Genomic DNA, 9,902 nt, shown 5'->3' with positions numbered 1-9,902 from the left:
AGTCGTTGACATTGCCCGCGCTCACCACCAAGGCCAGAGGCCGGCCCCGGCCGTCGCAGGCCAGGTGGATCTTCGAGGTCAGCCCGCCCCGGGAGCGCCCGAGCGCCGGGGCCGTGGCCCCTTTTTTCGCGCTCCCGCGGCATGCTGGTGAGCGCGCACGATGGTGGAGTCCACCGCGACCAGCCAGTCGATGTCACCGGCGGCATCGGCCCGGGCCTGGGCCGCCTGCAGCATCGCGGTGAAGGTCCCGTTCCTGGCCCAGCGGCGGAACCGCGTGTGCAGGGAGCGCCATGATCCGTACCGTTCGGGCACGTCCCGCCAGGCCACGCCGGCCCGGAACTTCCAGACGATCCCGTTGAGGACCCGCCGGTCATCGGCCCGGGGGCGTCCCATCACCGATCGGGGCAGCAGCGGTTCCAGCGCCTGCCATTCGGCATCGGTCAGTTCGTAGCGACGTACCACGCCTTCATGTTGCCCCAGGTCCAGCAACTTTGACGACACGCCCTAGATCGTCGAGCGGGCTGAGACGTCGATCAAGAGTGCCGACGCATTCGGCGGCCTTGGTGGCGTACTTGGCGATGTAGCCGGCCACCGCCTGATCGGTCAGCTCCCCGCCCATCGTGATCGGTCGGATGTCGAGCTGTTCACCCCAGCGCAGCACCCGGGCGGGTTCGTCAGTGATGTCCGGGACGGTCACGGAGACGGTCGAGGCTGCATGCCGTACGGCGTCGGCCAGGGCGTCGGCACTCGCCCAGGCCGGAGGCGGGGAGGCGGGTCCGTCCGGGCCGTCGAGGCGGATGACGGCGTGGAAGTGCACCACGCCGCGTCGCTGGTATTCGGCGACCTTGGCGAAGGAGAGGGTGAGCTGCCCGCGGAGCTCGCGCAGGGTCAGCCCTGCGAGCTTGGCGATGCGACGGCGCAAGGCGTCGGTGAAGTACCGCCACAGTTGGGGAGCCAGGGCGTTGAACAGCACGCTGCCCGCGTAGTCGTAGCAGTCCGGGCAGAGCGGTTCGCCGAGGCGGGGATCGTCGGCGCTGTGCCGGGCCGTACAGGACATCACCTGTCCGTGCGGACAGGTGGGAGCGTCGCGGCGGGCATGGCAGGGCAGCGGCTTGCCGTCCTTCTCCCGCCGGGCGTGAACTGTGCCGAAGGACGGTGCGGTCAGGGTGACGAACAGGCACGGGTGCGCGGTGACGGAGGCCGGGACGCCCTTGCCGCCGGCCAGGCCCGCGCGGATGAGCTGGTAGGTATCGGCCCGGTAGGTCTCGGCGCAGGCCGGGCAGCGGGAGGCGCGGCGGGTCTTGCACGGGACGCGCAGCACGCCGTCCGGTTCGTGGCGGGTGCTGTAGCGGTGCAGGATTTCGCCGGTGGTCCGGTCGATGTGGTCGACGCGGCCCCGTAGGTGGATCGGTTGGCGGCAGCCTCCGGTGCGGTGGATCTGGGCGGCCCAGCGGGCGTAGTGGGGATCGTTCAGGCGGGTGATCATGCCTGCGATCGCGTGCGAGCGGGTGTGGGTTGCGGGCAAGATGGAGACCTCCTTTCGCTCGTTCGGGTGGAGGGATGGCCCCCGACCTGGCAGGCGTCTTGGCGGATGTACGGCCAGGCCGGGGGCGCCGAGGGCTCAGCAGAAGCCGAGGCCCTCGCAGTGCAGACAGGTCTCTGCGTAGGAGTCGAGGCCGGTGCCGCCGCAGTGGCAGCAGCGCCAGCGCTTGGGTTCGATCGGCGGAAGCGGTTGAGGGTCGGGCGAGGGGATCGCCTCGTCGGGCGGGTCAGGCCGCATCGACGGCTGCTGGGGTGACGTAGCCGGAGTAGCTGGTGTCGGCCTGATGCTGAGCGTGTCGGGCGGCCAGAACCGCGAGTGCCTCGTAGCCGACCGGGCCGAAGGCGAGGCGCGCTTTGTGGTGGCCGTAGATCGTGTCCGAGGGGTCGGGCGTAACGCCCAGGAGCGTGGCGATCCGGTCGATCTCGGCGATCATCTCGGCATCGGTGCCCCGGGTGGGGAAGTACAGGAACGTCACGTCGTGCCGGGGGATGGGGACAGCGGGGTTGGCTTCCGGGAAGGTGGCCAGGTCCCGAAGGCCCTGGATCACGGCGGCTCGGTAGTCGGTGGCGGTCATCGTGTTTCTCCTCTCGTCAGGCGGTTTCCTCAGGCGGTGTGGAGGGCGTTGAGCAGGTCTGTGGCGAGCTGGTGGGACACGCCCAGCCGGGCGCGCAGGGTGTCGTGGGTGATCGGTTGGCCGTGGGTGGCGTGGTAGTCGTCGGCCACGCGCCGGGCGTAGTCGACGAGTTCGGATGCGGGTTCGGCCGAGACGAGCGCAGGAACTTCGGCCGGTCCGGTGACGATCTCCGGGGCAGAATTCGGGACGGGTACCGGGGCCGGTTCGGGGCGAGGAGCCGAGGCGCGGCGCTCCAGCATGGAGACCGCGATCAGGAACGCGCCCGCCGGAGTCGCTGCGCAGATCCATCCCCACGCCGATGGATCGGCCTGGTTGAGGTTGGCGGCCAGGGACAGCACGATCCCGGCGGTCAGGACCAGGGTCGGCCAGGAGACTGGTCCGGAGCGGGCGCGGCCGGTCTTCTTGTCGCGCTGGCGTTCCCGGGCGGCCATCACACAGGTCAGATCGATGCACACGGCCACCGCCCAGGCCATCCAGCCCGATTGCCCGTATTCGGTGGCCGTGTCGCGGATGTGGGTGAACGATCCGGCACCCGCAATGACGGCCAGGATCAGAATCGGTCCGGAGTCCAGCAGTCGGCAGGCAAGGCGTCGCATCGCATCCCCCTTTCAAGTGATCGGTCAGGCGTTGAGCAGCTCGTCGAGGTCGGCATCGTTGATCTCGGCGTCGTGGATGCCTTCGGTGAGTTCGGCCCAGGACGGGGTCAGATCGGCGTACATGCGGGCGGCGTGTTCGGCCGCGTGCTCGGCGACGTAGAAGGAGCGCGCCCGGTACCACTGGCCGTCCTGGCTGGCGACGATGGCGACACCAGGTGTCTCGGCGGCGATGGAGCGAGCCGACACCAGGGCGGCCGGGTCGAGGTCGCCGAGGGTCATGGTGGCGGTTTCGGGGTCGTTGACCCGGTGGCAGATGCGGCCTGAGCACTGCGCACGGAGTGCGGTGACTCCGGGGCCGAGGTCGGAGCCGATGCGCTGGCCGCAGCAGAACAGGTAGATCCCGAAGGCCCGCCCGAGTTGCGCCACGCGAAGGAGTGCGGTGGAGGTCTTGGCGATCTCGTCTTTCTCGCTCTTGTCGGCCATCAGATACAGCTCAGCCAGCTCGTCGACCAGGGCGACGATCGGAACCGGGCGGATGGCCGGGGGTAGTTGCCAGATGTTGCGTGCCCCGGCTTGGCGGCACAGGCCCATCCGGTCGACCATGAGGGCCACCAGGTCATCGAGCAGGCGTACCGACTCGGCCCGACAGGTGGCCAGCGCCGACAGTCGAGGCGCGTAGGGGGTGAACTCCACGCCGCCCTTGAGGTCGAAGCCGACGAGGGCCACCGGTTGCGGTGCCAGTCCGACGATCAGGGCGTTGGCGAGGTTGGACTTGCCGGACTGGGTGGCCCCGGCGTTCATCCAGTGCGGGACCGTACGGAAGTCGATCACCCAGGATTTGCCGGTCTCCAGCCGTCCCACGGTGACCTTCAGCAGCTCCGAGGAGGCCGGGACTTGATCGATGCGCACCAGCGGATCACGCATGGTCGCGGCCAGCACCACCCGGCCGGGCCGGGGCGAGGAGACCCGGATGGCGTGCACTCGCCAGGAGTGCGCGAGCCGTTCGGCCGCCTCGGCGTAGTCCTCGGGGATCTGGCCTTCCAGGGTGTGCAGGGTGACGCGCCAGCCATAGCGGGTGGGCTTGGGCAGCCACATCCACGGCTTGGTGTCGACGGCCACCCGCTGGAAGCGGCGGCGGACCTTGACCAGGCCCGTGGAGGCGACCGCGCCGGGGGTCAGGGTGAACCACCAGCGTTGGCGCTTCTTGGTCAGCCCGCAGCCGAGAGCGACCTTGCGCCAGGTAGCGCGGACGCTGAGCGCGGTCAGCGGGTAGCCGACCAGGAGCCAGAAGGAGCGGTAGTGCACGCGCCGCCAGACGCGGAGGCACACCAGCAGGCAGAGCAGGCCGATAAGCGCCCAGAGGAGATCAGCCACGTTCGCCCCCTCCCGGCTTGCCGGAGACGGGCACGATCGAGGCGGCCTTGTAGCTGATGCCCCAGCGAACTTCGCCATTGCGGGTCTGCTCCCAGGTGTAGCCGATCATGCCGGTCGGAACGACGTCCTGGCCCTGGGCGATCGGGGGTTCGCCGGAGGTGCCGACCTTGACCAGTTCCATCCGGCCGAACTCGTCTTCGGCCAGCAGCACGGTCTCATAGATGGTGTTGCCCTGCTTGTCGGTCTTGATCTTGCCGCTCTCCTGGTCGAGCAGGCGGGGGCGCGGAGCCTTGGCGCAGCTGAAGCGCAGGCGGTGGGTGTCGACGGGGATCGGGATGTTGCGCATGCGGTGACCTCCTTATTCATCCTGGTCAACATAGTTAACCTAGTTGGCTGGGTTGTCAACGTCCTCGTGGTTGGCTTGGTCGCCCGCCTGTGCTCAACTAGAGGCACTGACGGCGAAAGGAAGGGCGGGATGGTCAAGAACACCGGGCAACCCGCGTACTTGCAGATCGCCGACGAACTGCGTCAGCAGATCCGCGGCGGCTCCCTTGCGCCCGGTACTCCGTTGCCCTCCACCGCCCAGCTGGCCGAGCAGTACGACGCGTCCCTGAGCGTGGTGAAGATGGCCGTCGGCCTGCTGCGCAACGAGGGCTTGGTCATCGGCCAGCAGGGCAAGGGCGTCTTCGTCCGCGACGATGTCCCGCCGGCCCCACCGCCCGCCGACGAGCTGGCCGAGATCCGCCTCACGCTGCGCGACCTATCGGAACGACTGGCGAAGGTCGAGGCGCAACTGTCCGACCGTAGGTGAGGCTCTCACCCCGCACATGACAGCCGGTGACCCGGCGCGCCAGGCCCGCCGTACGGCTGGGCGCAGTGGCGGACAGGTGCCGCCGCCGGTCCTCCTGGCGCATGCCGACCATGACGAGCACATAGCCGACGAACACGGCGGCGCTGAGAACCAGGCCGATGATCAGCAGGAGCGCGCTCACGTCCAGATCACCCCGACCTCGGTGATGCTGCGGGGGCGGCCGGCCGGCCGGCGACTCTCACCGCGTCGCTTGTTGGTCCGGCGCTTGGCGTCCCGGCGCTTGAGCCAGCGCTCCCGGGCGTGGCACTTGCGGCAGAGGGTCTGTCCCTCCTCCAGGGTCGCGCCGCAGACGCAGCCGGGGGTTTCGTCGAGCGGGCTGATGATGGTGGTGATCATTGGTATCGCTCCTTTCGGTCGGTGGCCGTTGGTGTGCGATACCGAGAGTGCGCTGATCAGGGGGGACGAGATCACTACAGGACGGGACATGTTCAGGACGTCCGGTCTACGATTGCCAGGTCCCTAGTCGTCCCTGTGCGGGCAGGTGGAATGGCGAACGAGCGACTGCGCGCAGCCCTTCTCGAACGTGGGGCATCGGTGACCGAACTGGCCGAGGCGATTCAGGTGGATCCGAAAACGGTGGAGCGGTGGATCACTAAAAACCGCACGCCGTACCGGAAGCACCGTTTTGCAGTGGCTTCGTTCCTGAAAACGGACGAGTCCTACCTGTGGCCCGAGGCGTTGACGCCTCAGCAGGTGGCTGCCGCCTCCGAGAGCGAGATCGTCACGCTCTACCCGCACCGCTGGGCCGTGCCGAGGGACGCCTGGGGACGTCTGTTCGCGCAGGCCGAACGGGAGATCGGCGTCCTGGTCTACAGCGGCATCTTCATCGCCCAGGACACCGGCATCATGCGCCTGTTCGCCGAAAAGGCCAGCGCAGGCGCACGGGTGCGGATCCTGCTCGGTGACCCCGACTCAGTCGAGGTCGCCCAGCGCGGCGCGGACGAAGGCCTCGGCGACGGCATGGCCGCCCAGATCAGAACCGCCCTGGTGCTCTACCGGCCGCTGCTGCGCGTCGATGGAGTAGAGCTCCGGCTGCATCACACGATCCTGTACAACTCCATCTACCGCGGCGGCGATCAGCTTCTCGTCAACACCCACATCTACGGCAAGTTCGCCGCCGACGCCCCGGTCATGCATCTACGCAAGGTGCTGGGCGGGGACATGGTCTCGATGTACGCCGAGAGTTTCGACGATGTCTGGGACAGCGCGACGCCCGTAGAGTGCTGATCATGGCCCGCCGCATCGACTTCTACGACGACCCCACCGCACCCGCGCCCAACAGCCTCGTACCGTCGGTCAACGTCGTGGTCACCAACGACGCGGGCGAGATCCTGATGATCCGCCGCAGCGACAACGACAACTGGGCCGTGCCCGGCGGCGCGATCGACCTGGGCGAGTCCCTGCCCGAGGCGGCCATCCGCGAGACGTTGGAGGAGACCGGCATCCGGTGCGAGATCACCGGAATCGTCGGCACGTACACCGACCCCCGCCATGTCATCCTCTACACCTCCAACGGCGAAGCCCGCCAAGAGTTCTCCATCGTGCTGACCGCCCGTGCCGTCGAAGGCGAGCCGACACCGAGCGACGAGTCCCGGGAAGTGCGCTGGGTGCCACGCCAGGAGGTCGAGACGCTGACGATGGACCGGTCAATGCGCCTGCGGATCGGCCACTACCTGGCCGACCGGGCGGCGCCGTACATCGGATAACGGATATTCGTAAGTGCTCTGAGGCCAGACCGGTCGGCGGGGGAACCCAAATGGGTGCCTGCAAAAGAGGAGAGCTCACTCGGGAAGGCGGCACCGATGATTTGGTTGCGCTCAGCAGGGCCAGGTGGACGCACTCACAATGTAGCTGTCCGACTCCGAGTCGAAGGACACCTCAAAGTTGATGTTCCCCTTGAGGATGCAGCTCGGTTCGTCCCCGGGATCTCCGGCGGAGGTGAACTCCCAGCCATTGAATAGGGCGAGATCCCGGTAGAAGGACTGGATGTCCTCGGGTGAGCGGGACTGCCCGGAAAGGCTGTAGAAGCGGCTGATCATGGCATGGTGGTCATCGGGATCGTCGCATGAGCGGTAGAGCTCTTGGCCCGGGATGGCGCCAGGTGGAGCAGCGTCCAGGAGGTTGACGGGTTTCAGCGCCGCTTCGACGGCCTCGTATTGCGCATCGCAGACGCTCCGATGCTCCCAGGCATCACCGAATATCACGAGAACAGGGATAGTGCCCCACACTACGACCCCCGCGACCACCACCAGCAAACAGCCGAGCGCCTTTTTCATGATCGGGACCATAGCGGCCTCGGCGCCGTTACGTAACGGTCGGAAATACGACCGAGTCCTTGCCCAGGCCGGATCGCTTCACCGCTTGACGCAGTTGCGCTAAGAGTGATGGCACAGCTCACGGTGAGACCGCCAGAGCACGCAGGGCAAAGGCGGGGAGGCCATCACGCCGTCTGACTCTGCTCCAAGGCAGCCTGCACGGTGCGGACTGCGGACAGGATGTAGGGCGTCGACGCGGTGATCGATCGTGAGACGAGATGTTCAGGGCCGTAACGTGAGTGGATCTCGGCCAGGCGCTCGGTGACGTCAAGGGGCACGCCGTCCGGGCCGGTGGTCATGTCACAGTAGGTCAGCGCCTCGACCAACTCGGGGCGCTCCTGGCCGAACTCGCTCGTGAGCGCGTCGAAGAGGTCGCGGTTGCGTGCCTCGTTGACCGCGCAGGTGTGGTGGGCGACCAGACGGCACAGTCGGCCATCGGCCTCGACCACGTCACGCAGATAACGCGCGCCGTCAAGCGGATGGAAGCCGGTGTCGACGAGATCCGGGGCGTAGCCGATGTCATGCAACCAGGCCGCGGCGATCAGCAGGTCCGCCTCTTCCCCGAGGATCGGCACCAGCGATTCGGCCTTCGCGGCCACACCCTGGGAGTGCGCCCAGCGGCGCGGCAACGGCTCTTCCAGGATGGTTCTGGCCAGCTCACGGGCCCATTCAGCTTGTCCCATGCGGTTCACGATAAAGGCCGGCCCCTGGGGGACTTCCAGAGTCCGGCCCGGGACGTCCTGAGACGTCTCAATCGTGGAGCAGTCGGACGAACCGGCCCTTGCCATGCTCGGTGGTGATCAGCCCTTCCCGCTCCAGTTCGGCCAGAGCTTGACGGACCGTATTGCGCGAAGCCGCATACCGCCGCCGGAGCACATGCTCACTGGGCAGTATGGTCCCGGCGACGAGTGTCCCGGCGTGGATCTGCTCGCGGAGGTCACCAGCGATCATCTGATAGTGATACGACGGCCCGCCGGATGAATCATCGGTCACCACACGCCCCTTGCCGGGCAGGGTGGCGATCAGGCCCTCGTCCTCCAGGATCGCCAGGCCCCGCCGGGCCGTAGCCCGAGCCACCCGGAACTCTGCCACCAGGGCCGCCTCTGACGGCAGGGCGGTTCCCGGCGGATAGGTGCCCGCCGTGATCCGGGCACGCAGCCGAGCGGCGATCTGGTCATAGACCTGCCCGCCGGTCAGCCACCGGCTCTCCTCGGTGGACATCGACTCAGGCGCGGTAAGCGTCGATGATCTTCTTGAGGTCAAGGCCGAGCTCCCCCTGTTCACCCTCACGCCATCCGGCCCGAGCAGCTTCCGCGATGACGTCGGCGGCCCGGAAGAGGCGCAGGCAGGACACCCGCTCGTCGGGCTGATCGCCCCAGTAGAACCACTGAAACGGCAGGTGGACATAGACCCGGCGGGTCCGGAAGGCGCTGTCGGTCACGTCCAGACAGGGGCGGCCCTTCTGATCGATGATCAGGACTGCGGTTGTCTCCCGGTCGGTCAGCTCACCGTGCAGCGCGGTCAGCAGGTCGACCTGGTAGGCGTGCTGGTTCTCTTTCACGGTGCCCATGCGGCGGAACTCCCATCGGTGTGAAGGAGGAAGGAGGGGAGCCCGGGCGCTGGGCTCCCCTTGCCGTCGAGGGTGGTTTCCGGGGCGGGACTTCGGCACCACGAGTTAGGGACGTCTAGGGACGTCTTGTGTTAGCGTCGCAGGCACCGACCCTGTGGAAGGGGCGCCCCTCATGAACGAGACCCTCCGGCACGCACTCATCCGGGCACGACTGCATCCCGTCGACGTGGCCGCCCGCCTGGCCGTCGACCCCAAGACCGTCACCCGCTGGATCGCCGGCCGAACTCCGCATCCCCGCCACCGTCTGGCCGTAGCCGATCTCCTCGACGTCGACGAGGGCGAGCTGTGGCCCGTGGACTCCCGGAGCCGACGAGGCAGCAACCTCGGGGAGATCCAAGCGGTCTACCCCCACCGCTGGGCCGTTCCGGCCGAGGTCTGGCGTGCCTTCTTCCAATCCGCACAAGACGAGATCGGCATCCTGGTCTACAGCGGCCTGTTCCTCGCCGAAGACGCCGGACTCTTGCGCATCCTCACCCAGCGAGCCCAAGCCGGAGTACGGGTACGAATCCTGCTGGGCGACCCCGAAAGCCCAGCCGTAGCGGCCCGGGGGACAGAAGAAGGCGTCGGCCCCGACGTCATGGCCGCCCGGATCCGCAACACCCTTGCCCTGTTACGGCCACTCCAGGACGTCGAGGGCATCGAGATCCGGCTACACCAGACAGTGCTCTACAACTCCATCTACCGCGCAGACGACGAACTTCTGATCAACCTGCACGCCTACGGCACCCGTGCCCCTGACGCACCGGTCATCTACCTCACCCGCAGCGAGACCGACAGCACAGCAGCAACCTACCTCGACAGCTTCGAGAACGTCTGGACCAGTGCTGAACCCGCAGCTCACAGGGCCTGACATGAGACCTCAACAAGATCGAACGTAACTTAGAGCGTGACTCATTTGGTGGTCGCTCGTTTGATATGGCATGGATGCGTTCCTTCAGC

At 67.6% G+C, this 9,902-nt stretch carries 15 protein-coding genes and 1 pseudogene; 4 read left to right on the top strand and 12 right to left on the bottom strand.

The features are described from left to right. The 7 genes and pseudogenes from IEZ08_RS38435 to IEZ08_RS38405 all read right to left on the bottom strand — a co-directional run. A pseudogene (locus IEZ08_RS38435) lies at positions 1-480 on the bottom strand (IS5 family transposase); the annotation flags it as partial. Next, on the bottom strand, positions 467-1,525 hold the full coding sequence (locus tag IEZ08_RS38430; protein WP_229803953.1) for a replication initiator: 1,059 nt from the start codon (positions 1,523-1,525) through the stop codon (positions 467-469). The gene IEZ08_RS38430 and the pseudogene IEZ08_RS38435, both read right to left, overlap by 14 nt. Before the next feature lie 96 nt (positions 1,526-1,621). Next, the gene (locus tag IEZ08_RS38425) at positions 1,622-1,780 is read right to left on the bottom strand and encodes a hypothetical protein (RefSeq protein ID WP_189244185.1); all 159 of its coding nucleotides are present in this window, start codon (positions 1,778-1,780) and stop codon (positions 1,622-1,624) included. After that, positions 1,770-2,117 carry a hypothetical protein gene (locus IEZ08_RS38420; protein WP_189244184.1) on the bottom strand — a complete coding sequence of 116 codons (348 nt, stop codon included), beginning with the start codon at positions 2,115-2,117 and terminating at the stop codon, positions 1,770-1,772. The genes IEZ08_RS38425 and IEZ08_RS38420 overlap by 11 nt, the downstream gene beginning before the upstream one ends. Positions 2,118-2,146: 29 nt before the next feature. After that, positions 2,147-2,773, bottom strand: coding sequence for a DUF2637 domain-containing protein (locus IEZ08_RS38415; protein WP_189244183.1), 627 nt, complete (start codon positions 2,771-2,773; stop codon positions 2,147-2,149). A 24-nt stretch (positions 2,774-2,797) separates the two neighbouring features. After that, positions 2,798-4,147: an FtsK/SpoIIIE domain-containing protein gene (locus tag IEZ08_RS38410; protein WP_229803952.1), complete on the bottom strand. Its 1,350-nt coding sequence runs from the start codon at positions 4,145-4,147 to the stop codon at positions 2,798-2,800. Further along, on the bottom strand, positions 4,140-4,493 hold the full coding sequence (locus IEZ08_RS38405; protein ID WP_189244181.1) for an SCO3933 family regulatory protein: 354 nt from the start codon (positions 4,491-4,493) through the stop codon (positions 4,140-4,142). The genes IEZ08_RS38410 and IEZ08_RS38405 overlap by 8 nt, the downstream gene beginning before the upstream one ends. 129 nt (positions 4,494-4,622) lie before the next feature. On the opposite strand from IEZ08_RS38405, the gene IEZ08_RS38400 reads away from it, so the two are divergent. Continuing rightward, positions 4,623-4,958 (top strand): GntR family transcriptional regulator, encoded by a 336-nt coding sequence (locus IEZ08_RS38400; RefSeq protein ID WP_189244180.1) that lies wholly within the window; start codon positions 4,623-4,625, stop codon positions 4,956-4,958. A 177-nt stretch (positions 4,959-5,135) separates the two neighbouring features. On the opposite strand, the gene IEZ08_RS38395 is transcribed toward IEZ08_RS38400, so the two are convergent. Further along, positions 5,136-5,354 (bottom strand): hypothetical protein, encoded by a 219-nt coding sequence (locus IEZ08_RS38395; RefSeq protein WP_229803951.1) that lies wholly within the window; start codon positions 5,352-5,354, stop codon positions 5,136-5,138. A gap of 150 nt (positions 5,355-5,504) precedes the next feature. Here IEZ08_RS38395 and IEZ08_RS38390 point away from each other — a divergent pair, with 150 nt between their 5' ends. Continuing rightward, complete coding sequence (locus IEZ08_RS38390; RefSeq protein WP_189244179.1) at positions 5,505-6,245, top strand: helix-turn-helix domain-containing protein; 741 nt, start codon at positions 5,505-5,507, stop codon at positions 6,243-6,245. Positions 6,246-6,247: 2 nt separating this feature from the next. After that, positions 6,248-6,724, top strand: coding sequence for an NUDIX hydrolase (locus IEZ08_RS38385; RefSeq protein ID WP_189244178.1), 477 nt, complete (start codon positions 6,248-6,250; stop codon positions 6,722-6,724). 111 nt (positions 6,725-6,835) lie between these two features. On the opposite strand, the gene IEZ08_RS38380 is transcribed toward IEZ08_RS38385, so the two are convergent. The 4 genes from IEZ08_RS38380 to IEZ08_RS38365 form a co-directional block, all read right to left on the bottom strand. Continuing rightward, the gene (locus IEZ08_RS38380) at positions 6,836-7,294 is read right to left on the bottom strand and encodes a hypothetical protein (RefSeq protein WP_189244177.1); all 459 of its coding nucleotides are present in this window, start codon (positions 7,292-7,294) and stop codon (positions 6,836-6,838) included. A gap of 164 nt (positions 7,295-7,458) precedes the next feature. Then, positions 7,459-8,016 carry an HD domain-containing protein gene (locus tag IEZ08_RS38375; RefSeq protein ID WP_068920862.1) on the bottom strand — a complete coding sequence of 186 codons (558 nt, stop codon included), beginning with the start codon at positions 8,014-8,016 and terminating at the stop codon, positions 7,459-7,461. A 67-nt stretch (positions 8,017-8,083) separates the two neighbouring features. Next, entirely contained in the window at positions 8,084-8,554 is a 471-nt protein-coding gene (locus IEZ08_RS38370; protein WP_189244176.1) for a GntR family transcriptional regulator, read from the bottom strand. A 4-nt stretch (positions 8,555-8,558) separates the two neighbouring features. Next, positions 8,559-8,903, bottom strand: a complete 345-nt coding sequence (locus IEZ08_RS38365; protein ID WP_189244175.1) for a hypothetical protein — start codon at positions 8,901-8,903, stop codon at positions 8,559-8,561. Between the two features lie 172 nt (positions 8,904-9,075). On the opposite strand from IEZ08_RS38365, the gene IEZ08_RS38360 reads away from it, so the two are divergent. Beyond that, complete coding sequence (locus IEZ08_RS38360) at positions 9,076-9,813, top strand: XRE family transcriptional regulator (RefSeq protein ID WP_189244174.1); 738 nt, start codon at positions 9,076-9,078, stop codon at positions 9,811-9,813. The last annotated feature ends 89 nt before the right edge of the window (positions 9,814-9,902 follow it).

This window comes from Planobispora rosea, assembly GCF_014648175.1.
Taxonomy (GTDB): Bacteria; Actinomycetota; Actinomycetes; order Streptosporangiales; family Streptosporangiaceae; genus Planobispora; species Planobispora rosea.
The sequence above is the reverse complement of the archived record's forward strand: the minus strand, read 5'-3'. Positions and strand labels throughout refer to the sequence as shown.